20 protein-coding genes and 1 riboswitch are annotated in these 24,093 nt (G+C 58.2%); of the genes, 9 read left to right on the top strand and 11 right to left on the bottom strand.

Annotated elements, in window-relative coordinates; all coding sequences use genetic code 11:
- The 5 genes from pyrR to gshB form a co-directional block, all read right to left on the bottom strand.
- Nucleotides 1-516, bottom strand: a complete 516-nt coding sequence (gene pyrR / locus DQN55_RS01490; protein ID WP_048381001.1) for a bifunctional pyr operon transcriptional regulator/uracil phosphoribosyltransferase PyrR — start codon at nt 514-516, stop codon at nt 1-3.
- 80 nt (nt 517-596) lie between these two features.
- Nucleotides 597-1,037 carry a Holliday junction resolvase RuvX gene (gene ruvX, locus DQN55_RS01495; RefSeq protein ID WP_048381000.1) on the bottom strand — a complete coding sequence of 147 codons (441 nt, stop codon included), beginning with the start codon at nt 1,035-1,037 and terminating at the stop codon, nt 597-599.
- Nucleotides 1,037-1,609 (bottom strand): YqgE/AlgH family protein, encoded by a 573-nt coding sequence (locus DQN55_RS01500; protein WP_048380998.1) that lies wholly within the window; start codon nt 1,607-1,609, stop codon nt 1,037-1,039. Before DQN55_RS01500 ends, ruvX begins: the two co-directional genes overlap by 1 nt.
- 204 nt (nt 1,610-1,813) lie before the next feature.
- Nucleotides 1,814-2,713 carry an energy transducer TonB gene (locus DQN55_RS01505; protein WP_048380996.1) on the bottom strand — a complete coding sequence of 300 codons (900 nt, stop codon included), beginning with the start codon at nt 2,711-2,713 and terminating at the stop codon, nt 1,814-1,816.
- 77 nt (nt 2,714-2,790) lie between these two features.
- Nucleotides 2,791-3,744, bottom strand: coding sequence for a glutathione synthase (gene gshB / locus DQN55_RS01510; RefSeq protein ID WP_048380995.1), 954 nt, complete (start codon nt 3,742-3,744; stop codon nt 2,791-2,793).
- A 354-nt stretch (nt 3,745-4,098) separates the two neighbouring features.
- Here gshB and pilG point away from each other — a divergent pair, with 354 nt between their 5' ends.
- The 6 genes from pilG to DQN55_RS01540 are packed head-to-tail and all read left to right on the top strand — an operon-like array spanning nt 4,099 to nt 13,602.
- Nucleotides 4,099-4,506 (top strand): twitching motility response regulator PilG, encoded by a 408-nt coding sequence (gene pilG, locus DQN55_RS01515; protein WP_048380992.1) that lies wholly within the window; start codon nt 4,099-4,101, stop codon nt 4,504-4,506.
- A gap of 43 nt (nt 4,507-4,549) precedes the next feature.
- Nucleotides 4,550-4,927, top strand: coding sequence for a twitching motility response regulator PilH (pilH, locus tag DQN55_RS01520; RefSeq protein WP_048381697.1), 378 nt, complete (start codon nt 4,550-4,552; stop codon nt 4,925-4,927).
- Between the two features lie 10 nt (nt 4,928-4,937).
- Complete coding sequence (locus tag DQN55_RS01525) at nt 4,938-5,477, top strand: chemotaxis protein CheW (RefSeq protein ID WP_048380990.1); 540 nt, start codon at nt 4,938-4,940, stop codon at nt 5,475-5,477.
- 51 nt (nt 5,478-5,528) lie between these two features.
- Nucleotides 5,529-7,586: a methyl-accepting chemotaxis protein gene (locus DQN55_RS01530; protein ID WP_048380988.1), complete on the top strand. Its 2,058-nt coding sequence runs from the start codon at nt 5,529-5,531 to the stop codon at nt 7,584-7,586.
- Between the two features lie 27 nt (nt 7,587-7,613).
- A complete protein-coding gene (locus DQN55_RS01535; RefSeq protein ID WP_048380985.1) occupies nt 7,614-13,142 on the top strand; it encodes an Hpt domain-containing protein in 5,529 nt (1,842 codons plus the stop codon).
- On the top strand, nt 13,135-13,602 hold the full coding sequence (locus tag DQN55_RS01540; protein ID WP_048380984.1) for a chemotaxis protein CheW: 468 nt from the start codon (nt 13,135-13,137) through the stop codon (nt 13,600-13,602). The genes DQN55_RS01535 and DQN55_RS01540 overlap by 8 nt, the downstream gene beginning before the upstream one ends.
- Here the strand turns inward: DQN55_RS01540 and DQN55_RS01545 are convergent.
- From DQN55_RS01545 to DQN55_RS01555, 3 genes are all read right to left on the bottom strand, one after another.
- Nucleotides 13,592-14,416, bottom strand: coding sequence for a hypothetical protein (locus DQN55_RS01545; RefSeq protein WP_048380981.1), 825 nt, complete (start codon nt 14,414-14,416; stop codon nt 13,592-13,594). The two genes, DQN55_RS01540 and DQN55_RS01545, sit on opposite strands and share 11 nt — an antisense overlap.
- On the bottom strand, nt 14,413-15,930 hold the full coding sequence (locus tag DQN55_RS01550; RefSeq protein WP_048380980.1) for a hypothetical protein: 1,518 nt from the start codon (nt 15,928-15,930) through the stop codon (nt 14,413-14,415). Before DQN55_RS01550 ends, DQN55_RS01545 begins: the two co-directional genes overlap by 4 nt.
- A gap of 152 nt (nt 15,931-16,082) precedes the next feature.
- Complete coding sequence (locus DQN55_RS01555; protein WP_231995642.1) at nt 16,083-16,247, bottom strand: DUF6124 family protein; 165 nt, start codon at nt 16,245-16,247, stop codon at nt 16,083-16,085.
- A gap of 929 nt (nt 16,248-17,176) precedes the next feature.
- Here DQN55_RS01555 and trhA point away from each other — a divergent pair.
- Complete coding sequence (gene trhA, locus DQN55_RS01560) at nt 17,177-17,794, top strand: PAQR family membrane homeostasis protein TrhA (protein ID WP_048380978.1); 618 nt, start codon at nt 17,177-17,179, stop codon at nt 17,792-17,794.
- A gap of 5 nt (nt 17,795-17,799) precedes the next feature.
- Here the strand turns inward: trhA and DQN55_RS01565 are convergent, their stop codons facing one another.
- The 3 genes from DQN55_RS01565 to DQN55_RS01575 all read right to left on the bottom strand — a co-directional run bounded on the left by DQN55_RS01565 (nt 17,800) and on the right by DQN55_RS01575 (nt 21,353).
- Nucleotides 17,800-18,651 carry a formate/nitrite transporter family protein gene (locus tag DQN55_RS01565; RefSeq protein WP_048380976.1) on the bottom strand — a complete coding sequence of 284 codons (852 nt, stop codon included), beginning with the start codon at nt 18,649-18,651 and terminating at the stop codon, nt 17,800-17,802.
- Between the two features lie 73 nt (nt 18,652-18,724).
- Complete coding sequence (locus DQN55_RS01570) at nt 18,725-20,635, bottom strand: patatin-like phospholipase family protein (protein ID WP_408634608.1); 1,911 nt, start codon at nt 20,633-20,635, stop codon at nt 18,725-18,727.
- A 328-nt stretch (nt 20,636-20,963) separates the two neighbouring features.
- Nucleotides 20,964-21,353 (bottom strand): acyl-CoA thioesterase, encoded by a 390-nt coding sequence (locus DQN55_RS01575; protein ID WP_048380974.1) that lies wholly within the window; start codon nt 21,351-21,353, stop codon nt 20,964-20,966.
- Nucleotides 21,354-21,546: 193 nt separating this feature from the next.
- Nucleotides 21,547-21,653: riboswitch (S-adenosyl-L-homocysteine riboswitch) on the top strand.
- Between the two features lie 22 nt (nt 21,654-21,675).
- On the opposite strand from DQN55_RS01575, the gene ahcY reads away from it, so the two are divergent.
- Nucleotides 21,676-23,085 carry an adenosylhomocysteinase gene (gene ahcY, locus DQN55_RS01580; RefSeq protein WP_048380972.1) on the top strand — a complete coding sequence of 470 codons (1,410 nt, stop codon included), beginning with the start codon at nt 21,676-21,678 and terminating at the stop codon, nt 23,083-23,085.
- Nucleotides 23,086-23,182: 97 nt separating this feature from the next.
- Nucleotides 23,183-24,028: a methylenetetrahydrofolate reductase [NAD(P)H] gene (gene metF / locus DQN55_RS01585; protein ID WP_048380970.1), complete on the top strand. Its 846-nt coding sequence runs from the start codon at nt 23,183-23,185 to the stop codon at nt 24,026-24,028.
- Nucleotides 24,029-24,093 lie beyond the last annotated feature (65 nt).

A 24,093-nucleotide genomic window follows, 5' to 3' on the forward strand; every position in this document is an offset into this window, starting at 1 on the left:
TTAATTGGCAACAGTGGCAAGGTCTTGAAGTTCAAGGGTCAGTGGCGCGGGGCCGGACAATTTTACCCGTTCGGTGGGCTTCAGTGACAAGGTCGCCCCTACCACGTCTGGACGGATCGGCAGCTCCGCAGCATCCAGATCCAGCATGCTGACCAGGGTCACGCTGGCCGGGCGACCATAGTCGAACAATTCGTTGAGCGCGGCACGAATGGTGCGGCCGCTCATCAGCACGTCATCGATCAATACCAGGTGCTGGCCTTCAATCTCGAAGGGCAGGTCAGACGGGCGCACCTGCGGGTGCAGGCCGTTCTGGCTGAAGTCGTCGCGATAGAACGACACGTCCAGCGTGCCCAGCGGCGCGTCGCTGTCCAGGGCGCGCAGCAATGCCTGGGCAACCCAGATGCCGCCGGAGCGAATACCGATAAAGCGCGGCTCGGTGATGCCGCGGCGGGCCAGATGGGCCTGAAGATCAACGGCCATCTGAGAGATCAATTCAGCAGGAACAGGCAGGATCATGGTGGCTCCTTAAAAGGCCCGCGCAGGAAGCAATATACGGCGGGCACAAACAGTGGGCGCGTCAGTCTTTAAACGCAGCGTCAGGCTTGAGGTTCAGCCGGGTTCTCGTCGAGCCAGCCCTGCAGCACCAGTTTGGCGGCGATGGCATCAACGGGGTTGTCGCGGTAACTGCCTCGCTGGCCGCCCTGAGAGCGGCGCTCACCCTTGGCCTCGAAGGTGGTCAGGCGTTCATCGTGGGTAAACACGGGCAGATTGAAACGGCCATTCAGACGGTTGGCAAACTTTTGCGCCCGGGCGCAGAACTCGCTCGGGGTGCCGTCCATGTTCAGCGGCATGCCCACGACCATTGCGTCGGGCTGCCATTCCTTGATCAGAGCCTCGATCTGCTCCCATTTCGGGATACCGTTCTCGGCTTTCAAGTTGCACAGCTCGCGGGCCTGGCCGGTAATCATCTGGCCAACGGCAACGCCGATGGATTTGGTGCCGTAGTCGAAACCCAGCAGTAAGCGAAGGCTTGCCATCAGGAATGGCCTGCTTGACTGGTTAGCAAATTGAGGTTCACTCCGAGGTGTTTGGCGGCGGCGTCCAGGCGCAGCTCGCTTGAGGTTTCAAACAGGATATGGGCCGAATAAGGGCACGTCAGCCAGGCATTGTCGGCCAGTTCGGCCTCCAGCTGGCCGGGCTCCCATCCGGCATAGCCCAGGCAAATCAGGCTGCGTTGCGGGCCCCGGCCATCGGCAATGCTGAACAGAACATCTGCCGAGGTGCTTAGCGCCAGCCCGTCTTCGAGCTGGGCCGTGGCGTCGAAGCTCATGCCACTGGGGTGCAGCACGAAACCGCGGTCAGTCATCACCGGGCCGCCGCCATAAACCGGAACATGCGCACACAAGGCGGCAGAAACCACCTCAGGGCGCAATTGCTCAAGAATGTCCGCCAGACTCAACTCCATCGGCCGGTTGATCACCAGTCCCATGGCCCCATTGGCCGTGTGCTCGACAATGTAGGTCAAGGTTTGCGCAAAGTTCGGGTCGGCCATGTGTGGCATGGCGATCAGGAATTGATGCTTGAGGTAAGTCGGTGCGTGGTTTTTCATGAGTCTTAGTGTGGCGCTGGCAACGTGAACTGACAAGTTGGTGGAAGAAGATTGGTTCGAACTCGTAGCAGCTGTCGAAGGCTGCGTCCGATTGCGAAGCGATCGTAAATCCGAGATACGCGTTTCATCAGGTACACCAGGCAGCCTGGATTGGCGATGGCTGCACCGCCGGACGCAGCCTGCGGCAGCGGCTACGGGTAAGACTCAATTACTCGAAAGCCGGTCACCCGGGGCGAACTTCCAGGTACGGATGATTTCCAGACGGTCGATATCTGCCAGGTCGCCACTGAACGGGGCGAAGGGTGCAGCCAGGCGCACGATCCGTTGCGCGGCTTGATCCAGCAACGGTTGGCCGGACGACTCGAGCACCAGGACCTCGTGCAGCGATCCGTCACGATTGATCGATACCAGTAGCCGCAGCTTGCCGTAGATTTTTTCGCGACGGGCCTGTTCGGGGTAATTCAGGTTGCCGATGCGTTCGATTTTTTTGCGCCAGTCTTCCTTGTACCAGGCTCCTTTGTCGCGCATGGTCGAGGCCGCGCTCATGCGGTAAATTTTTGGGCGCTTTGCATACAGTTGCTGCTCGTTGGCCAGTTCGGCTTCCAGGCTGGAGATCTCGCTGGACAGCTGCGAGCTATCAAATGTAGGGATATTGGCCTTGGGGGCCGCTTCGGTCTTGACCTTTTGCGGCTGCACCGGGGCTTTTTTGGGTTTGGGTGCCACCGTGGTCACGGCTGCCTTGGGCTTGGTTTCGACCTGCTCGGGTTTGGCGGCGGGTGGAGGCGTGACCTTTTTTACGGTGTTGGCCTGGAACGGTGCGACCTGGGTGGTCTTTGGCACGGCTTTTTTATCCAGCGTACCGCTGCCCTGCTGGTTGTCCTGGGCGAGAAAGTCGGCTTTTTTCGGCGCTTTGTCGCTTTTGAAGGTGGAGAGCGTGATCTCCAGCGTTTTGCTGAGCTGCTTGGGTTCACTCATGCTGAAGCCCACCCCCAGAATCACCGCGATGTGCAGCAGTGCTGCGATAAACAGGGTAAAACCCAGGCGATCAGCCGCTCGTACGCCTGTACGGCGCATTTCGGGGGGCAGGTCGCTGGGAGGTGTCATGGCAAAAAGACCAACATCGCGGGTTTCACAGGCTGGGCATGATAGCGCAATGTTGGTCGTTTTCTGGAGGTTGTGGATCAGCGAGTCGCGAGCTTGCGCTCAATGGCGTCCATCAGCAGGACGCCGATCCGGGTGCCATAGGCGTTGTCGATCTCGCGGATACAGGTCGGGCTGGTGACGTTGATCTCGGTCAGGTGTTCACCGATGACGTCCAGACCTACGAACAGTAAGCCCTTTTCACGCAGGGTTGGGCCCACTTGGGCAGCAATCCAGCGATCTTTATCGGTCAAGGGGCGGGCTTCTCCACGGCCGCCTGCAGCCAGGTTGCCACGGGTCTCGCCTTGCGCCGGGATACGGGCCAGGCAATACGGCACGGGCTCGCCGTCGATCATCAGGATGCGTTTGTCGCCGTCCTTGATTCCTGGCAAGTAAGCTTGCGCCATGATTTGCTGAGTGCCGTTGGCCGTCAGGGTTTCGAGAATCACGGACAGGTTCGGATCGCCGACCCGGTGGCGGAAAATCGAGGTGCCGCCCATGCCGTCCAGCGGCTTGAGGATCACGTCGCCGTGCAAGGCGGCGAACTCGCGCAGCACGTCGGAGCGGCGGCTGACCACGGTCGGTGGCGTGCACTGGGTGAACTGGGTAGCAAACAGTTTTTCGTTGCAGTCACGCAGGCTCTGCGGCTTGTTGACGATCAACACACCGTCGCGCTCGGCTTGTTCCAGCAAGTAGGTGGAGTACACGAACTCCATATCGAAAGGCGGGTCCTTGCGCATCAGGATCACGTCCAGATCGCTCAGGGCGGTGTCGGTCTCTGCGTCCAGTTCAAACCATTTTTCAGGGTTGGCGAACACTTTGAGCGGCTTCATCCGGGCCCGCGCCTTGCCTTCATTCAGGTACAGATCCTGCTGCTCCATGTAGAACAGGGTCCAGCCCCGCTCCTGTGCGGCCAGCAGCATGGCCAGCGAGCTGTCCTTTTTATAGGAGATGCCCGCAATGGGGTCCATGACAATCCCGACTCGAACGCTCATGGCGAATTCCTCAAATAAAGTTGGCGAAGATTTCATCATGCAGCAGCGGGTTTTCTCGCGATGCGCAGGGTTCGGTTAATGCCCCAACGAGCGCCGATGCCATCGCGAGCAAGCTCGCTGCTACAGAAAACTGGGTGAAAAGGTACTGAAAAGTGGCGCCAGAGTGGCGCTCAGTGTGGCCCCGGTCAAGGAAAAACCGCCAGCGCCAAGTCGCTCGGGGTCGTCGGATAGATTGCATGTAGAGACTGTGCTAAAAAGGCTCGCATACGCTTGGAGCCCTTGATCCGCAAGGATTCAGGGCCAAGGCCGAACAGTTGTAACCAAACGGGTCGCCGTGGCGATGGTAGAGCAGATATGGAAAAGCATCCCAGCGCCTTGAAAGTAATGGTGATCGACGACTCGAAAACCATTCGCCGTACTGCCGAAATGTTACTGAAAAACGTGGGGTGCGAGGTCATTACGGCCATCGATGGTTTTGATGCGCTGGCCAAGATTGTCGACCATCACCCGAACATTATCTTTGTCGACATCATGATGCCGCGGCTCGATGGCTATCAGACCTGCGCGCTGATCAAAAATAACCGGTCGTTCAAATCGACGCCCGTCATTATGCTGTCGTCGAAGGACGGCCTGTTCGACAAGGCCAAGGGGCGAATTGTGGGTTCTGATCAATTTTTGACCAAGCCTTTCAGCAAAGAAGAACTACTGAGTGCAATCAAGGCCCACGTACCCGGTTTCAATATTGTCCTGAACGCTCAATGACGCCCGGCCCGCCGGACGATCACCTAAATAAATGGGGAACACCATGGCTCGCATTCTGATCGTCGATGATTCGCCGACTGAAATGTACAAATTGTCCGGCATGCTGGAAAAGCACGGTCATGAAGTGCTCAAGGCTGAAAATGGCGCGGATGGCGTCGCGCTTGCGCGTCAGGAAAAACCCGATGTTGTGTTGATGGACATCGTGATGCCGGGCCTTAACGGCTTTCAGGCCACGCGCCAGTTAACCAAAGATCCGGAAACCCGCCACATTGCCGTGGTTGTGGTGACCACCAAGGACCAGGAAACCGATATGGTCTGGGCCGCCCGTCAGGGTGCGAAGGGCTACCTGACCAAGCCGATCGAGGAAGCAGCCTTGATAAAAGCGGTGACCGACGCACTGTCCGCCCCGTCAGCCGAGTGACGGTCGCCGCATGCCAGGTTCTCTGACCGCGTTCGAACTGTTGCTCGAGATTGACCAGCGTTGTCGTGCGCTGGCGGCGGACCTGGTGCCTGCCCAGGCGCAAGTCGATACCTGGAGCGGCATCGGTTTCCGGATTGGCGAGCATCGTTTTGTGGCGCCGATGGGTGAAATTGCCGAAATCCTGCATGAACCGCGTTTTACCTTGTTGCCGGGGGTGAAATCCTGGGTCAAGGGGGTGGCCAATCTGCGTGGCCAACTGCTGCCGATCATGGACCTCTGCGGTTTTTTCGGGGTCGAACTGACCCCCTTGCGCAAGCAGCGTCGGGTGCTGGTTCTGGAGTACAAAGAAGTGTTTGTCGGTTTGCAGGTTGATGAAGTGCTGGGCATGCAACACTTTGCCCAGGGCAATCTTGATAGTCGCCTGCTGACGTTGCCCGACCCGTTGTTTGCGCCCTATGTGCAGGGGCATTTTGCCGCTGAGCATCCCTGGTGGGTGTTCAGCCCGTTTGCCTTGGCCCGCGCGCCGCAGTTTTGGGCGGTGGCCGTTTGAAGGGCAACTCTATTGCCTTGCACCTTGAACCGGGATCTCAGGACCTGATTGATGACCACAGCACATACCGCTAAACCATTGGAAGGGTCGCGCAGTCGTTCGCAGATCATTGTGCTTTTTATCGCCTTGATCGTGTTCATCATGCTGTTGTTCGCCAACTTCGCTTATATCAACACCCAATCCAATTACGACAAGCAGTACATCAGCCACGCGGGCGAGTTGCGCGTCCTGTCCCAGCGTATCGCCAAAAACGCCACTGAAGCTGCTGCCGGCAAAGCGGCTGCCTTCAAGTTGCTCAGCGATGCGCGTAACGATTTCAGCCAGCGCTGGGGGTACTTGAAAAAAGGCGACCCGGCCACTGGACTGCCCGTGGCGCCACCCGCAGTCCACCAGGAAATGAAGGCCGTTCAGCGTGACTGGGAACAGCTGCTGAACAGCGTCAATGCCATTCTGGCCAGCGAACAAACCGTGCTGTCGCTGCATCAGGTGGCGGCGACACTGGCCGAAACCGTGCCTCAGCTGCAAATCGAGTACGAAAAGGTCGTCGAAATACTCTTGCAGCGTGGCGCCCCTGCCGACCAGGTGGCGCTGGCACAGCGTCAGTCACTGTTGGCTGAACGAATACTGGGGGCGGTCAATACGGTACTGGCCGGCGATGAAAATGCGGCACAAGCGGCTGGCACTTTTGGTCGCGACGCCCTGCGCTTCGGGCAAGTGCTCAACGGTATGCTGGAGGGCAATTCCGAACTGCGTATTCCCCGGGTTGCAGACCAGGATGCCCGGGCCCGGTTGCTGGAGATCTCCGAGCTGTTCCAGTTTGTCTCCGGGTCGGTGGACGAGATCCTTGAAACTTCGCCGCAACTGTTTCAGGTACGGGAAGCCGCCAACACCATTTTCAGTCTGTCGCAAACGCTGCTCGACGAAGCCTCGACACTGGCCAACGGTTTCGAAAACCTTGCCAGCGGGCGTTCGCTGGAAATCATCGGTGGCTATGTGCTGGGTTTGCTGGCGCTGGCGTCCATCATCCTTATCGGGCTGGTAATGGTTCGCGAAACTAATCGTCAGTTGCGTGAGACCGCCGAAAAGAACGAGCGCAATCAAAACGCGATCATGCGCTTGCTGGACGAAATCGAAGACCTGGCGGACGGCGACCTGACGGTCACGGCGTCCGTCACCGAGGACTTCACGGGCACCATTGCCGACTCCATCAACTATTCCATCGACCAACTGCGCGAGCTGGTGGCGACCATCAACCTCACGGCCGGACAAGTGGCCGCTGCGGTGCAGGAGACGCAAGCCACCGCCATGCAATTGGCCGAAGCTTCAGAGCATCAGGCCCAGCAAATTGCCGAGGCCTCCGGCGCTGTCCAGCAAATGGCTGACTCCATCGACCAGGTATCGGCCAACGCCTCCGAGTCGTCGGCGGTGGCGGAGCGCTCCGTGGCCATTGCCAACAAAGGCAACGAAGTGGTGCACAACACCATTCACGGCATGGATAACATTCGAGACCAGATTCAGGACACCGCCAAGCGTATCAAGCGATTGGGCGAGTCTTCGCAGGAGATCGGCGACATAGTCAGTTTGATCGACGACATTGCTGATCAAACCAATATTCTGGCCCTCAACGCAGCGATCCAGGCCTCCATGGCGGGAGATGCCGGACGCGGTTTTGCGGTGGTGGCCGACGAGGTTCAGCGCTTGGCTGAGCGCTCGTCAGCCGCCACACGGCAAATCGAAACGCTGGTGCGGGCGATCCAGGCTGATACCAACGAGGCGGTGATCTCCATGGAACAGACCACCACCGAAGTGGTGCGTGGTGCCCGCCTGGCTCATGACGCCGGGGTGGCGCTGGAAGAGATCGAAGGGGTGTCGCAGAATCTGGCCGACCTGATCCAGCGCATCTCCAATGCCGCGCAGCAGCAAACGAGTTCGGCGGCGCAGATTTCCCTGACCATGAACGTCATTCAGCAAATCACCACCCAAACCTCGTCTGGCTCCACGGCTACCGCAGATAGCATTGGCAACCTGGCCAAAATGGCCAGCCAGCTGCGGCGTTCGGTGTCTGGCTTCACCTTGCCTGCCACGCAAAAAACGCGTGAACCTCAGTAGTGCGGCGCAATTCTGACTGGAGTTGTTATGGTTGATCGGCACGACTACGTGGCCCTCGAATGGGTCAAAGGCGAGATTGCCGAAACCCTGATACAGGCGCGTGTGGCGCTGGATGGCTACGCGTTGCAACCTGCGCCCGATGTGTTGGCACAGTGTCTGGCATGCATCCATCAGGTGCATGGCAGTTTGCTGATGGTGGAGTTCTACGGCGCGGCATTGCTGGCTGAAGAAATGGAGCAGTTGGTGATCGCCCTGCAACAGGGAAGAGTGCCTCATCTCGATGAAGCGTTGCGTTTGTTGCAGCAAGCCTTCAACCAGTTGCCGTTGTACCTCGATCGGGCGCACAGCGCGCGTCGGGACTGGCCGCTGGTGGTGCTGCCATTGCTCAACGACCTGCGCACCGCGCGTGGCGAAACGCTGCTCTCGGAAACCAGCCTGTTCAGCCCGCCGTTGCAGGTGTTGCCCGAGCTGGATCAGGTTGCTCTGGCTCGCTTGATCATGCCCGAGTGGCCGCGTCATTTGCGTGCCCTGCGCCATACGCTGAACAACGCGTTGCAAGGGTTGCTGCAAGACGAAGACGTGCAGGCCAACCTGGAACTGATGGCGGGTGTGTTCGCGCAATTGCAGAGCGTGTGCCAGGGCTCGCCGCTCAATGCCTTGTGGAAAATCGCTTCGGCGCTGGTCGATGGCATGCTCCGGGGGCGGGTGGCCAACAGCCCGGCGCTGCGCAGTTTGTTCAAGGAGGCGGACACCGAACTCAGGCGTCTGCTGGAGCAGGGGATCGATGGCGTTAACCAGCCGGCACCCGAAGAGTTGCTCACCAGTTTGCTGTTTTATATTGCCAAGGCTGAGCAGCCGACTTCAAAGATGCTCACGCTGAAAAACCACTATGAACTGGATGAGGCCATGCCCGACGCGGCGATGGTCGATGAAGAGCGTGCGCGCCTGGCCGGCCCTGATCGAGACGCGATGCGCTCAGTGGTGGCGGCCTTGTGCGAAGAGCTGGTGCGGGTCAAGGAACGTCTCGACCTGTTTGTACGCAGTAACCGCTCCCACGTTTCGCAGCTCAGCAGCCTGATGGCGCCACTGCGTCAGATCGCCGACACCCTGGCCGTTTTGGGGTTTGGCCAGCCACGCAAGGTCATCATCGATCAGTTGGCCGTGGTGCAAGGGCTGGCCCAGGGGCAGCGTGAACCCACCGATGCGGTATTGATGGATGTGGCTGCTGCGCTGCTGTACGTCGAGGCGACGCTGGCCGGGATGGTGGGCAGCGTTGAAGCGTCACAGCGAGAAGAGAGCCGGCTGCCCACCACCGACCTGATGCAGATCCATCAATTAGTGATCAAAGAGGCGCGTATCGTTCTCGATGAGGTCAAAGACCTGATCACCGACTACGTGGAGACAGGTTTCGACCGCCAGTTTTTGCAGCCATTACCCGAAATGCTGACGCAAATCCGTGGCGCTCTGGCCATGATCCCGTTGGGCCGTGCCGCCAGTTTGCTGCAAGTCTTCAATGATTACCTAGGTGAGCATGTATTGCCGAGCAGGGATCCGCCCCCGGCGCCGCAGCTGGACCATCTCGCTGATGTGCTGATCAGCCTTGAGTACTATCTTGAGCGCCTCGCGCAGGATCCGGGCGCGGCAGGTGAGCGCGTGCTGGATCGGGCCGAAGACAGCCTGATTGAGTTGGGTTATGCCCCGGCCGAGCGTCAGGTGCCGTTGCTGGATGACAGGCTCAGCTCCGTCGAAGTGCAGGCGATGCGGGGCTTACAGGCGCTGGACGACCCTGAGGTGATGCAAAGTCTGGCCGATGTATTGGCCAGCCCATTGTCGACGCTGAACCCGCCGGCATTGCATCTCCCCAGCAGTTTGTTGCCGCCTCCGGTGGATGAAGAGCCGGTGGATGAAGAACTGTTGGAGGTCTTTCTGGAAGAGACCGATGAGGTGCTGATCGCCTTGCATGACGCCTTGCCGCAATGGATCGCCAACCCGGCCGACAGCGTAGCGCTGGCGCAACTGCGCCGGGGATTTCACACCCTCAAGGGCAGTGGACGTATGGTTCGGGCGCTGGTGTTGGGTGAACTGGCATGGGCTGTCGAGAACCTGTTGAATCGGGTGATTGAGCGCAATGTTGCGCCTGGACCAGAGATTTACCAGTTTTTGGATGACGTACTGGCGAGGCTGCCGGGGCTGATTCAGGAATTTGCCGATCGCTGCCAGCGTCAGCACAAAGACGTCGATCAACTGGCCGCGCTCGCCCACCTGCTATCCAAGGGCGAGTCCCCGCCGCTCTTGATCGCTCAGGACAGCCCGAGACTTGACCCGCAGTTGCTGGAGATCTTCCGTCAGGAGGCGCAAACCCATCTCGAACGCCTAGATCGCTTTCTTGATCAGGCCCGAGAACAACTGCCGCTGTATGCCAGCGATGAGCTGCAGCTTGCCGTGCACACACTCAAAGGCAGCGCCTACATGGCCGGTGTGTTGCGCATGGCCGAACTGGCCGTGCCGCTGGACCTTCTGGTACGGGAATACAAGGCGCACCACCTTGGTCTGGAGCTGGATGAAATCGAGCTGTTGTCTGAGGCCGAGACGTTGCTGCACCGGGGCCTTGAACAGCTCGACAATGATCCGCTGGCCGATATTCATGGCGCTGGCGACTTGATCGATCGCCTTGAGCAGCAGGTTGCACGGCGTCTTGAGACGTTGCTCGATACGCCCGACAGCACTGTTAAACGCCAGCGTGATCCGCAGCGTATTGCCGAGTTTTTGAGCGAAAGCATGGACACTCTGTTTGACGCTGAAGACACGCTGCGCAACTGGCGCCAGAATCCCCACGAGCGGGACGGGCTCGACACCTTGCTCGACCAGTTGACCACCTTGGCCGAGTCTGCGCACCTGCTGGACTTGCAGCCCATCGATAGCCTGTGCGAGGCCTTGCTCGACCTGTATGGCGCCGTTGAAGAAAGCAGCCTGGCGGTCAGCGAACGGTTCTTCCATCAGGCAGACACCGCCCAGGAAGCGTTGATCAACATGCTCGATCAACTGGCGGCCGGGCAGGAAATTACTCCGCAACCGACGCTTGTCCAGGCCTTGCACGCTCTGTTGCACGAAGGACTGGCACCGGATGCCACGGGCTTGATTCGCCGCGAAGGCGGGCAAACCCTTGACATCACCGAATTGGGCAGCGCCACCCGGCAGTTGGGGTCGAGCCTGCCTGGCATCGAGCCGTCGGCCATCCCGGGTGCCGATGCCGAGCCGCCGACAGCCCCGGGTGGCGAACAGGAGCTGCTGGAAATCTTCCTTGAGGAAGCGTTCGATATCCTCGAGAGCTCGGGCACCGCCTTGTTGCGCTGGCAGGCCGATCCGCAGGGTCATCTTGAAGTCGAGAACCTGCTGCGCGATTTGCACACCCTCAAAGGCAGCGCGCGCATGATCGAAGTCGCCGCTATCGGTGATTTTGCCCACGAACTGGAAACCCTCTTCGAGGATATTTCTGTCGGGTTGCTCGCGCCGAGTGCCGAGCTGTTCGCGTTGTTTCAGCGTTGCCATGACCAGTTGGCGCAGATGCTCGATGCTTTGCGCAGCGCTCAGCCGGTGCCTGCTCCGCAAGCTCTGATCGAACGCATTCGCCAGATTGAACGCAGTGCTCGCACAACCGTGCAGCCACCCGCGCCGGCCAAGCCTGAGCTTGTGCTGCCCGAGGCTGAGCGCACGGGGCTGGACACGATCAAGGTACCAGCCGAGCTGCTGGAAGACCTGGTCAACCTGGCGGGTGAAACGTCAATCACCCGCGGGCGTATTGAGCAGCAGGTCAATGACGGCAAGATCGCCCTTAACGAAATGCAGACCACCCTTGAGCGGATGCACGACCAGTTGCGTCGACTCGACACCGAAACCCAGGGCCGAATCCACAGTCGTCAGCATATTGAAGCCGACGGGATGGCCTACGATGAATTTGATCCGCTGGAAATGGACCGCCATTCCCAGCTGCAGCAATTGTCCCGCGCACTGTTTGAGTCGGCGTCGGATTTGCTCGACCTCAAGGCCACGTTGGCGGCCCGTAACCGGGACGCACAGAGCCTGCTGCAAAAGCAGGCGCGGGTGAATACCCAGCTGCAAGAAGGCCTGATGGGGACACGCATGGTGCCGTTCGAGCGCGTGCTGCCGCGCCTCAAGCGCACGGTGCGCCAAGTGGCCAGCGAGCTGGGCAAACAGGTCGAGTTCAGCGTCATTAATGCCGAAGCCGAAATTGACCGCAATGTGCTGGAACGCATGGTGGCGCCGCTCGAACACATGTTGCGTAATGCCGTTGACCACGGTCTTGAGCCGGCCAGTGTGCGCCAGGCCAGTGGCAAACCCGAGCAAGGGATGATCAGCCTGGAGTTGTCCAACGAAGGCGGCGACGTGGTGTTCGACATGCATGACGATGGCGCCGGCGTGCCGCTTGAAGCGGTGCGGCGCAAAGCCATCCTGCGCGGCCTGCTGGACCCCGATACCCCGATCAGCGATCACGAAGTCTTGCAGTTCATTTTGCAACCAGGGTTCTCGACGGCAGAAAAAATCACTCAGATTTCCGGGCGTGGGGTCGGCATGGACGTGGTCCATGAAGAGGTGCGGCTGCTGGGCGGCAGCATGACCATCGATTCGGTAGCCGGGCAGGGCGTGCACTTTCAGATCCGCCTGCCGTTCAGTGTTTCGCTCAACCGCGCCCTGATGGTGCAATGCGCCGACGAGCAATACGCCATCGCCCTCAATACCGTCGAAGGCATCGTACGGGTGATGCCCGATGAGCTGGAAGGCTATTACCAGCTCAACCCGCCGCTGTACCACTACGGCGGGCAAGCCTACGAACTGCGCTACCTGGGTGAGCTGCTGCAAACCGTGGGCAAACCCAGGCTGGAAGGCGAAAGCCATTCGCTGCCGGTGCTGCTGGTGCATTGCCAGGATCAGCGTGTGGCGCTGCAGGTCGATGCGCTGGCCGGTTCGCGAGAGATCGTGGTCAAAAGCCTCGGCCCACAATTTGCCGGGGTACAAGGGTTGTCGGGCGCGACCATTCTGGGAGACGGGCGGGTGGTGTTGATCCTCGACCTGCTCGCCTACATTCGTGCCCATCAGGCGCGACAGCCATTACAGAGGGACCGGCATGAAGCCGTCGGCGCGCTGGAGTTCACGCCGGCAGTCCGTCCTTTACTGGTCCTGGTGGTGGACGACTCGGTCACCGTGCGCAAAGTCACCAGCCGCCTGCTGGAGCGCAACGGCATGAACGTCATCACCGCCAAGGATGGCGTCGATGCCATGAGCGTGCTGGACACCCACACCCCGGACCTGATGCTGCTGGATATCGAAATGCCGCGCATGGACGGTTTTGAAGTGGCCACCCGAGTGCGCAACGACTCACGTTTCAAGGATCTGCCGATCATCATGATTACGTCGCGTACCGGTCAAAAACACCAGAACCGGGCGATGGCCATCGGCGTCAACGACTACCTGGGCAAGCCCTATCAAGAGTCAGTGTTGCTGGAGCGCATCGCCTACTGGAGCATCTCTCATGCTTGATCATCGCGTGGGCAGCCTGACCGCTTTGTTACTGCCCTTGGCTGACCGCTACTTGCTGCTGCCCAACGTCGCCATCGCGGAATTGATCGACTACCAGCACGGCGAACCGAGCAGCGACTCCCCGCCGTGGCACCTGCGGCAAATCACCTGGCGCGACCACGCACTGCCCCTGATCAGCTTCGAAGCCGCCTGTGGCAGCCCGCTGGTGATTGGCGAGCGTGCGCGGATCGTCATCCTCAACACCTTGAGCGGCAACCCGGCACTCAAATACATCGCCATGGTCGTCCAGGGCATCCCGAGTTCCTACAAAGTGGACAGCCAGCTCAGTTTTGTCGACGTGCCGCTAAGCCCGCTGGAACGCGCAGCGGTACAAATAGGCGACCACGTGGCCAAAATCCCGGACTTGCTGGCGTTGGAGAGGTTGGTGTTGGGTGGGAGTGTCAAAATATTTAGCGTCTGAGTGAAAAAATCAGGCCCAAAAGAACAATGAGCAATATCCATAACATCGTATACAGTGTCGTTATTAAGCGCCTGAGCGAAGGTGGGAAGTTTTTTATATCCTGAATATCTGCATCTCCGGACAGCACACGACGATTAGGAAATATTATCAAAGAGGAAATTTGCCCCAGTAACATCAGTTTTCCCTGAAGTCCTTCATTTCTTAAACTTGATAGTTTTGTAATGGCACGACAGTTTTTTAAGTGACTCAACAGCTCATCAAGCTTTTTATAGATGATGTAAGAAGCTGCCGATAAAAAAAATAGCAAGCCGCAGATGTCGATAATAAAGACCCAAAACCTGATGCTGTGGGTGGGGTCTGAATTTTCTATCGGAAGGGTAGTGGCGATGCCGTATGAGGCTTTACTGGATTGGCCATGCGCAAGAAACTCAAAAAAATTCAGTTTTTGAGCCACAGTAAGCGCTATTAAGCTAACGACAAGCCAGCGGGTCGTTCGTTGTAGAGTAATCAGTGCTTGCTTTAGTTTTTTTGGGAAGTTTTCGATATCCTCTGCATTTGCCTCACCCAAAATTATTTGAATTCGAGGAGAAGCAAGCAAGCCCGAAACTGTGCCAATGAATACCATTCTTCCCCAAGGACCTACACGATTCATAAAGGCCCATCTTTTGACGAGCTTGCAGTTTTCCAAATGGCTAAGGATGAAGTCCTTTTGTGTGTAGGCCAGATAAAGGCTTCGCCCAATATTAATAATCAAGCCTGTAAAAATCAGGGTGATAAAACATAAATACAGGGTGTTTGTACTGACCATTTTCATTTGCTGGTCTCGTAGAAAAGCTCACCCAAAACGTCTCCGCCCATTCCTCCGTAGTAACCTGCACCATAAGCACTGGCCCCCGCCAAGATAAGGCCGCATACCAGAAACGCTGCCCCACCAGTAGGTACGCCAGCGACTGCGCAAATTGCACCGGCTGTACCCTGACTAACAACTACACCTGCTGCGGCACCACCCAAGACCCCACCCACAAAGGCTCCTGTCTCTGTAAACCTGATCTTTTTACACATCTCTGTATTCCCTGCAGCACACACTTCTTGCACTTTCATATAAGAAACCCCGCCGCCAATGCCTGTGGCTACCCAGCCTCCGTATTTGATGTATTTAGCCGCCTTGGACACGCCATTAATATGCGTCGCATACCCCGGAATCTGGTCGGGTCCGCCGGCCAGCGTCCAGCGGTGGACCAGGCTTCTGCTGGAAATACCCAGTGCGTTCTTGAGGTCGGGGTGGTCAGGAAAACCGATGACTTTTTTGGTCAGGGCAGTGAGTTGCAGATTGAGTGAGTTGAACAATGCGCGGCGCTCGGCAAAGAACTCGGCGGACTGCAGGTTGCCGTGCCGGTTAAAGCTGGTTTTGTGCAGGTTTTCGATGTCGACCAATACCTTTTTTACATCCTCCAGGTGCTTGGCAAACATCGCTTCGCCAATACCTACTGCCGTCACGCCATGGGTAATAAACGATTCAATTTCATCATGGTGCTGCGCCATGAAGTCGGCTTCTTCGGGCGTCAGTGATTCCAGCGCTTCGTTCACCCGTTGTGCCGCTGCCATCAGATGCGCCTCTTCACGGGTGCAGAGCAAGTTGTTGGGATCGCTGAGAACGATCAACTGGCCGGCTTTGACCTGCTCCCGCCCAGGATTAAGGCTTTTGAATTTGCTCAGTACGTTGAAATCTTTGGTAGTGAACAGGTCGGCTTGCAACTGTTGAAACGTGGTGCTTTTGGGCACCACATAAAAGCCAGGCTCTTGGGGTTTAACCTCTGCGGGCCATTGATCCGGTGTAAGGAGCCGGGTGTTCGCCACGGGTGGTGGCGCGGCATGGGTAGTGCTGCGTACTTGATTGACTTCAACCGCTTGCAGGCGCTCGCGTCGCACATAGCGCAGTAAATCGACGGGGGCGTCTTTGAATGGACGGCGGGGGGGACTCATCAACGTAATCAGTTCAAGCGGATCAACCTCCTCTGTCACCAAGGGACCCAAAGCGTTGTAAGGATTCGGCAGTACAGGCTGATCCAGCCGTTCGCTGTTGAGTTGGAGTACTTGCTTTTGCAGTTGTATATACGCCTGCTGCAGCGCCTCAAGACCATCCTCAAGGGGTAGATGCCCCGTCTCGACATCATCGATGATCTGGTCGGCGTAATCGGTCATGTCCCTGGCAAACGCCAAGCGTGTCATACCATTATTCAAGTGCATGGCACCGGCAAGGCGTGCCCGCATGATCAAACTATTGAAAGCCTCCAGAAGGCCCTGCATTGTGGTTTCTTTTGAATCCATGCCGCAGGCCCACCTTTCTGGAAATCCAAAAAGTCTATTGCGAAGGGCGAAAGCTGGATGTAGGACGCGTCCGTAAGGGCTGAGTGCAAGTGCTCTGTCTGCGGAGGTCAGGAACTGAGGCGCGCCTGATGTCAATCAGGCGCGTGTCTGGATCAGCGGGCTGTAAAGCCGCTCAGTGTTTTTTCGACCTGGGTTTTGGCCATGTCCACCAGATGCTGTACCGATAACACAAGGTCGCGCTGCGTCGCATCGAGGTGGCTGCTTGCCTCAGCCGCCGAGACGCTGGCGCAACGCAACAGGCTGAGCGCATGGACCACGCTTCCTCTGTTTCAATGTTCGCAGGAGGTGGTGGCACGTCACGCAGGTAGTGTTTCAGGGCGCGCCCGACAGCCGCGCGGTTCTGTAGAGGTCATTGATGGGCGCTGAAACAAACGTCCCGTCTTGCGGTGGGTCCGGGGTGATTTTGAGCATGGTTGCGAACTCCTAACGAAAATGGGAGCCGACACGCTCGCGACTAAACGAGTGGGTGGCAGCTGTGCGCAGGTTAGTCGACCGGCCGTTAGGACACCGGCGCACCCGAAGGTGCCCTGCGCACAGCCACCATAAAATTCAGGCATTAAAAAACGCCTGTTTTTAAGTGGCGCTGTGCGCCTAACAGTAAGCCGAGCGACTAAACCCGATCGCTGATGTGCAGCGATGGGGCGAGACTAGGCGCGTAAACCGTCAGGCGCAATGCGTGCGGGATTGTCTCGGAAAGTTCTGGTGAGGGAAAGGGATCAGTCCGATAAAAACGGCCAGATCAAAAGATCGCAGCTTTCGTGCCCGTACCCACAGTGGAACTGCATCAAGACAGTTGCTCCGAGATGACTGCACAACAAATTCGCAGCTGTCGCAAGGCTTGGGGAAGGTAGGAAAAGGCAGCCCGCCCTGCAAATTCTGACCTGTTTTATGGGCAGCCAATCGATCGTGGCCTTCCGGGTAATTCCGGGGCATCAGCAAACCCGCGCTCCGGCTCGATCCGGCAGGTCTTTGTTCAGCTGCGTTTGCCAATACCGAACCCGTCAGGGATTCGCGTGTGTGCTCGGCTGACGGCTTTACCGGAGAAGCGCGTTTCAATTGGTCTATCACAGACGGCCTGTATAAGCTGACCCTCGCTGTCACAAAGTGCAATGGCGTGCGGTGTGGTAAACCTTTATATCCAATCAAGTGACACAGTCGCACTATCGGCTATTTGAGGATGTTGCACATGTATCACGGAGAAAAGCTCAATGCCTGGACCCATTTGTTGGGAGCTGTGGCGGCGGCAATTGGCAGTATTTGGTTGTTGGTGATGGCGTGCCTGGACGGCAGTCCGCAGAAGATTGTCAGCGTGGCGATTTATGGCGTCACGCTGGTGGTGCTGTACAGCGTATCGACCGTGTACCACAGCGTGCGCGGGCGCTCCAAGGTGATCATGCAGAAGCTCGATCACCTGTCGATTTACCTGCTGATCGCGGGCAGTTACACCCCGTTTTGTCTGGTCACTTTGCACGGCCCCTGGGGCTGGTCACTGTTCGGAATTGTGTGGGGCATGGCCGTGATTGGCATGTTTCAGGAGATCAAGCCGCGCTCTGAAGCGCGCATTCTGTCGATCGTGATTTACGCGGTCATGGGCTGGATCGTGCTGGTGGCGGTCAAGCCATTGCTGGCGGCGCTGGGCACCGCCGGCTTTGTCTGGTTGGCGTCAGGCGGGGTGATGTACACCGTCGGGATTATTTTCTTCGCCCTCGATCATCGTCTGCTCCATGCCCACGGTATTTGGCATCTGTTCGTGATTTCCGGCAGCCTGCTGCACTTTGTGGCCATCGCGCATTATGTGATCTGAGCCGGCTAGGGCGTCTTGGCTGCGGGCTTTTGAGTATCGCTGCGGACTTGCGCATGGCTGATCAAGGCAAAGATAAAACTGCCACCGATGATATTGCCGGCCAGGGTAGGGCCGGCAAAGATCAGCCAGAAGTCTTTCCACGGCAACTCACCGGCAAACACCAGGTACGACACCTCGGCGGCACCCACCACGATGTGAGTGAAATCCCCCAGTGCCATCAGGTAGGTGATCAGGGTGATGATCCAGATTTTTGCGCTTTCCATGGACGGGATCATCCATACCATGGTGGCGATCATCCAGCCCGAGACAATGCCTTTGGCAAACATCTGCCACGGACTGTTTTCCATCACCTTACGCCCGATGTCGAGAAAGGCCAGGTCGGTCTTGGTGTCAAAAATCGGCAAGTTCAGCATGACGTACGCCACCAGCAGGGTGCCGCACAGGTTACCGACCAGAACCACTGACCACAGCCGTAGCAAGCGTGCGAAGTTGTTGAGCGTCGGGTTGCTCATGATGGGCAAAACGGCGGTGAGGGTGTTTTCGGTGAACAATTGCTGGCGAGCGAGGATGACGGCCAGAAACCCGGCGCAATAACCAAAACTGGCGATCACTTTGAACCCTTCGGTATCTGGCAGTCGCGAATTGAGCAGCCCCATGGCCATCAGCGACAGGCCCATGGTCAGGCCAGCGGCCAGCGCCGACCACCACAGCGCAGCAACGCTGCGCTCCAGTTCCAGGTCACCCTCGGTACGGATAATTTCATGCAGCACCGCCGCGCGAGGCGGCTGGCTTTTGTCGACATCGTGCTGTTCCTGATCCGACAAGTTGGGTGTCTTGCCGGTTTTTTCCGTCGCCATGGTGTGCTCCTGAATCCTGAGGGGGCCTGTAGTTACGACCGGCGGGATTCAGCGCTGTTCAGTGGCCTGGAAATTAAGTCAGGATTCGCCAGGCCCTGGCCATTTCAACCGTTGTGGCATGCAGGTGTTGTGTCCAGGGTTTATTGCGCGCCACGTAATGCTCAATGATGTCATCGAGTACGTGATTGACCTCGGATGCGGTAGTTGCCCGGGCCAGACTGTGCTCGGCACGCCGCAACAGGTTCACATTGGCATCGGGTTGCCCGGGACGAAACAGCGACGGGTAAATCACTTCGCGGGTCAGGTTGTCGGCAATGACGGCAATATCGCGTTTTTTCATTTCAGCGACAGCACGGGTGATGACTTTTGACAGCCCTTGGGTCGCGTCTGTGGACATGGCCTGCAGCAACTGCTGGTAGTTGCGGTTATCCGCCGCATTGAGCTTCATGCCCAGCCACTCGATATGCTCCGGGCGACTGGCGAGTGCATCGAGGTTGCGCAGGGCGGCTCCCAGTGGTGGCGTCAGCGTCAGTACAGGTGCCTCGCTGGCCTCGGTGAGGAGGGTATCCAGTGCCTGCAGCGCCTGCCCGGCGCTCTGTCGAAAACGCAGCACGTCACGGCTGGCCGGATCCCGCTCCAGTAGTGGCTTCGCGTTGTTGAACATCTCATCGTCCATGGCCAGTACAGCCTCGTCCAGCGAGGCAAAGTGGTGCTGTTCGCGAACCGCAGCCCGGTGCTCCAGGTGCTCGTTCACCACGTGGCGCGACAACGCCTGCAAATGGTTTTTAACGTCCAGGGGCATGGTGAAGTTGATGGTCCCGTTGAGCTTTCCGCGAAAGTCACCTTTGTCGGTGTTCAAAGGCAGGATCACGGTCTGATCGTCCAGCGCTTTGATCCGGGTGGTCTGGAACTGGTGGGCTGCCGTATGGGCTACACCTGTGAAGGCATCGACCAGGCTGCTGCCGATCCCGCCGCGCTCGGGCTGCACAGGGGACTTTGCAGACTCGAATTTGATGATCAGTTTTTCGGTCGTGTTCAGAGGGCTGTCTGGAAATGTGCGTTCGTACAGGTCGTTGTCCGGGATGTTGAGCAGCAGGCCGCCATCCTGGAAGGCGGTTTTCCCTGCACGTTCCTGGAATGCCAGGCCTTGCTCGACGGGTTGGCTGAAGACGACGGGCAGCGATCCCGAAATGTGTGCGGCACGGGCGATGTCCATGTCGGGGGTCAGGCTGGCGTTGAACACCACCAATTGCGGGCGGCCGTCGAACATGCCGGTGCCGGTGATATTGAGTTGTTTGATCGCGGGAAGATGCTGGCTCAACAGGTGCAAGTCGGCAAAGGTCGTCGCGCCGCCAGCGCTCAACTTGTCCGCGATCGCCATGAGGGCTGCCGGGCGCGTGTCTCTGGGGAGGTTGGCGATGTGTGTCAGGATCGACTTTCTTGATTCGTTGCGCAGCATCTCCTCAAGGGGCTCGGCCTTGGACTGCAGACGTGGCAGCAAGGTGAATAACAGTTGGGACAGGTTGCCTGCCTGTCCGGGCACCCGCCCCACCACTTTGCCAAGGCTGGAGTTGGCCTTTTGGACCCATTCGAGGCCGGGATTTTTACTGTTCAGCAGATCCGGCAGGTTAATGCTGTCAGATAAGGTGTCGAAGGCCTTGGCGTCCATGCCGCTGGCGATCAGCGCGGCGGAAATCCCGCCTGCCGATGAGCCGGAAATCACTTGAATGCTCCTTAACGCCCCGCTTTCTTCCAGCGCCTGCACGACACCGGGATAAGCAATGCCCTTCGCCCCTCCGCCGCTGAGCACCAGGCGGGTCGCCGCAGGCGCCGAAAGTGTCACCTCCACCGTGCCATCGCTGTAGCGGCTGAGGCTCAACTTGCGCTCCCCGGCAGCCTCGACCAGCCGTGTTGCGGTACCTGGTGGCAGAGCCTGATTCTGGGCAGGGGGCTGGGAGCCGCTGAGCGAGACGCTGGCGGGCACATTTCGGGCAGGTGCCAACAGGTCCAGGGGGATTGGCCGGGGAGGGTGAACGGGTACTTTCATGACGTGCTCTCTGTGTGCGTCAGGGGGATTCCTGACGGGCAGAGAGCCTAGGAAAAAGCCGTAGCGGTTGTCTGCGCGACGAACCATGTTGAAAAACAAAACACCCGTCTGTCGGGCCTGGCGTTTATTGACCCGAAAAAACAGCCGAGAGGCTCTGCAATGAACCTCTCGGGCAATTAGTCATGCGCTGTGGCAAGGCCCGGGTGCGGTTCGTACAGCACGCGTTGTCAAAGCGTATGCCGCCGGGTAACAAGTCAGCGAAGGCTTATTCCTGGAACTGGTCTTTGACGTATTTGATTTCAGTGCGCCCGTGCGCTGCGGGCAAGCCGTCTTCGCCCAGATTGACGAACACCATCTTGTCGACTGTCAGGATGCTTTTGCGGGTGATCTTGTTGCGCACTTCGCAGGTCAGGGTGATTGAGGTGCGCCCGAACTCGGTGGCGGTAATACCCAGTTCGATGATGTCGCCCTGGCGTGAGGCGCTGACAAAGTTGATTTCGGAGATGTACTTGGTCACCACGCGCTGGTTGCCCAGCTGGACAATGGCGTAGATCGCGGCTTCTTCGTCGATCCAGCGCAGCAGGCTGCCACCGAACAACGTACCGTTAGGGTTGAGGTCTTCGGGTTTAACCCATTTGCGGGTGTGAAAATTCATATTCGCTCCTGACCGTCTTGCCTTAGATGCCGGCCATGATGTCAGACCACGGCGCTTAGCTCTATTAAGCTTCGACTATGGTCTCGATTAAGCAAATGCAACACGGGATAAAAACCTTGGGAAGAAAGGGCGGGATGGCTATAATCACCCCCGCTTCAAAACGGTCATCTTTACCCAGTACCGTTCCCGCCACCTGTCCGAGGGGCGCTGCAGCAGGTTCAGCCTGTCAGGCTCGGATGGGGCGTTGTTTGTTCAGGGCTCCCTGGGCAGGCACTCAACGCACAACGGCGCCCATTCGCGATTAAACGAATGGAGGCTCTTGATGAGCGCTGTAAACACGCCTGCAGGTTTTACCGACTATAAAGTCGCTGATATGTCCCTCGCCCCATGGGGCCGCCGCGAAACCTTTATCGCCGAGTCCGAAATGCCGGCTCTGATGGGGCTGCGCCGCAAGTATGCCGCTGAACAACCGCTCAAGGGCGCGAAGATTCTGGGCTGCATCCACATGACCATCCAGACTGCCGTACTGATCGAAACCCTGGTTGCCCTGGGTGCCGAAGTACGCTGGTCGTCGTGCAACATCTTCTCGACTCAGGATCAGGCTGCTGCCGCCATTGCTGCTGCCGGTATCCCGGTTTTCGCCTGGAAGGGCGAGACTGAAGAAGAGTACGAGTGGTGCCTTGAGCAAACCATCCTCAAGGATGGCGAGCCTTGGGACGCCAACATGATCCTCGACGACGGCGGTGACCTGACCGAGCTGCTGCACAAGAAATACCCGGCCATGCTGAAGAAGATCCACGGCGTGACGGAAGAAACCACCACCGGCGTACACCGCCTGCTGGACATGCTGGCCAAAGGCGAGCTGATGATCCCTGCGATCAACGTCAACGACTCGGTAACCAAAAGCAAGAACGACAACAAGTACGGCTGCCGTCACAGCCTGAACGATGCCATCAAGCGTGGTACCGACCACCTGTTGTCCGGCAAGCAAGCACTGGTGATCGGCTACGGTGACGTGGGCAAGGGCTCGGCCCAGTCCCTGCGTCAGGAAGGCATGATCGTTAAAGTCTCCGAAGTTGACCCGATCTGCGCGATGCAGGCCTGCATGGACGGCTTCGAAGTGGTTTCGCCATTCATCGACGGCCAGAACGACGGCACTGCCGCCAGCATCGACGCTGCGCTGCTGGGCAAGATCGACCTGATCGTGACCACCACCGGTAACGTCAACGTGTGCGACAAAAACATGCTGGCTGCGCTGAAAAAACGCGCCGTGGTGTGCAATATCGGTCACTTCGACAACGAAATCGATACCGCTTTCATGCGCAAGAACTGGGCATGGGAAGAAGTGAAGCCACAGGTGCACAAGGTTCACCGTACTGGCCTGGGCGAATTCGACCCACAGAACGATGACTACCTGATCCTGCTGGCCGAAGGCCGTCTGGTTAACCTGGGCAACGCCACAGGTCACCCGAGCCGCATCATGGACGGCTCGTTCGCCAACCAGGTACTGGCCCAGATCTTCCTGTTCGCACAAAAATACGCTGACCTGCCGGCCGAGCTGCAAGCCGCACGTCTGACCGTAGAAGTGCTGCCTAAGAAGCTCGACGAAGAAGTGGCCCTGGAAATGGTCCGCGGTTTCGGTGGTGTGGTAACGCAACTGACCAAGCAACAGGCTGACTACATCGGCGTTACCGTCGAAGGCCCGTTCAAGCCAGACGCTTACCGTTACTGATTAAAAAAGGCGGTCAGGCTTGCACTGACCGCCTTTTTTTTGTGTGAGTTCAGCGTCAGGGGTGTCATTGCTCCTTCGCGTACGCAAGGGTATTCCCATGTCTCAAGATCGTCGTTTCAGCTTCGAGTTCTTCCCGACCAAGACCGATGCTGGACATGAAAAATTGATGAACACGGCTCGCCAATTGGCGGCCTACAACCCGGATTTCTTTTCCTGCACTTATGGTGCCGGTGGCTCGACCCGCGACCGCACGATCAACACCGTGCTGCAGCTGGAGAGCGAAGTAAAAGTACCTGCGGCTCCGCATTTGTCGTGTGTGGGTGACAGCAAGGACGATTTGCGCGGCCTGCTGGCTCAATACCGGGCGGCAGGTATCAAGCGTATTGTTGCGCTGCGTGGCGACCTGCCCTCCGGTATGGGCATGGCCAGTGGCGAGCTGCGTCACGCCAATGACCTGGTGAGCTTCATTCGTGAAGAGACCGGTGATCACTTTCACATCGAAGTGGCCGCTTACCCTGAGATGCACCCGCAAGCGCGCAACTTTGAAGACGATATCAACAATTTCGTTCGCAAGGCCCGTGCCGGTGCCGACAGTGCGATCACCCAGTACTTCTTCAATGCCGACAGCTACTTCCGTTTTGTCGAGCGTGTAGAGCAAGCGGGCGTCACGATTCCCATCGTGCCGGGCATCATGCCGATTACCAACTACAGCAAACTGGCGCGTTTCTCTGACGCCTGTGGCGCTGAAATCCCGCGCTGGATTCGCAAGCAGCTGGAAGCCTACGGTGATGATGTACAAAGCATCCAGGCGTTTGGCGAACAGGTCATCAGCGAAATGTGCGAACGCCTGCTCGATGGCGGCGCCCCGGGGCTGCACTTCTACACCCTGAACCAGGCTGATCCGAGCCTCGCGATCTGGAACAACCTGAAGCTGCCGCGTTAAAAGAAGGGTGCGCATTTTCCGTAGCAGCTGCCGAAGGCTGCGTCCGATTGCGAAGCGATCGTAAA

This window comes from Pseudomonas taetrolens (genome assembly GCF_900475285.1).
Lineage (GTDB): Bacteria > Pseudomonadota > Gammaproteobacteria > Pseudomonadales > Pseudomonadaceae > Aquipseudomonas > Aquipseudomonas taetrolens.

What these genes read in the sequence shown, in the direction of transcription:
- pyrR (WP_048381001.1), bottom strand. Translation starts at nt 516, where the DNA reads ATGATCCTGCCTGTTCCTGCTGAATTGATCTCTCAGATGGCCGTTGAT.
- ruvX (WP_048381000.1), bottom strand. Translation starts at nt 1,037, where the DNA reads ATGGCAAGCCTTCGCTTACTGCTGGGTTTCGACTACGGCACCAAATCC.
- DQN55_RS01500 (WP_048380998.1), bottom strand. Translation starts at nt 1,609, where the DNA reads ATGAAAAACCACGCACCGACTTACCTCAAGCATCAATTCCTGATCGCC.
- DQN55_RS01505 (WP_048380996.1), bottom strand. Translation starts at nt 2,713, where the DNA reads ATGACACCTCCCAGCGACCTGCCCCCCGAAATGCGCCGTACAGGCGTA.
- gshB (WP_048380995.1), bottom strand. Translation starts at nt 3,744, where the DNA reads ATGAGCGTTCGAGTCGGGATTGTCATGGACCCCATTGCGGGCATCTCC.
- pilG (WP_048380992.1), top strand. Translation starts at nt 4,099, where the DNA reads ATGGAAAAGCATCCCAGCGCCTTGAAAGTAATGGTGATCGACGACTCG.
- pilH (WP_048381697.1), top strand. Translation starts at nt 4,550, where the DNA reads ATGGCTCGCATTCTGATCGTCGATGATTCGCCGACTGAAATGTACAAA.
- DQN55_RS01525 (WP_048380990.1), top strand. Translation starts at nt 4,938, where the DNA reads ATGCCAGGTTCTCTGACCGCGTTCGAACTGTTGCTCGAGATTGACCAG.
- DQN55_RS01530 (WP_048380988.1), top strand. Translation starts at nt 5,529, where the DNA reads ATGACCACAGCACATACCGCTAAACCATTGGAAGGGTCGCGCAGTCGT.
- DQN55_RS01535 (WP_048380985.1), top strand. Translation starts at nt 7,614, where the DNA reads ATGGTTGATCGGCACGACTACGTGGCCCTCGAATGGGTCAAAGGCGAG.
- DQN55_RS01540 (WP_048380984.1), top strand. Translation starts at nt 13,135, where the DNA reads ATGCTTGATCATCGCGTGGGCAGCCTGACCGCTTTGTTACTGCCCTTG.
- DQN55_RS01545 (WP_048380981.1), bottom strand. Translation starts at nt 14,416, where the DNA reads ATGAAAATGGTCAGTACAAACACCCTGTATTTATGTTTTATCACCCTG.
- DQN55_RS01550 (WP_048380980.1), bottom strand. Translation starts at nt 15,930, where the DNA reads ATGGATTCAAAAGAAACCACAATGCAGGGCCTTCTGGAGGCTTTCAAT.
- trhA (WP_048380978.1), top strand. Translation starts at nt 17,177, where the DNA reads ATGTATCACGGAGAAAAGCTCAATGCCTGGACCCATTTGTTGGGAGCT.
- DQN55_RS01565 (WP_048380976.1), bottom strand. Translation starts at nt 18,651, where the DNA reads ATGGCGACGGAAAAAACCGGCAAGACACCCAACTTGTCGGATCAGGAA.
- DQN55_RS01575 (WP_048380974.1), bottom strand. Translation starts at nt 21,353, where the DNA reads ATGAATTTTCACACCCGCAAATGGGTTAAACCCGAAGACCTCAACCCT.
- ahcY (WP_048380972.1), top strand. Translation starts at nt 21,676, where the DNA reads ATGAGCGCTGTAAACACGCCTGCAGGTTTTACCGACTATAAAGTCGCT.
- metF (WP_048380970.1), top strand. Translation starts at nt 23,183, where the DNA reads ATGTCTCAAGATCGTCGTTTCAGCTTCGAGTTCTTCCCGACCAAGACC.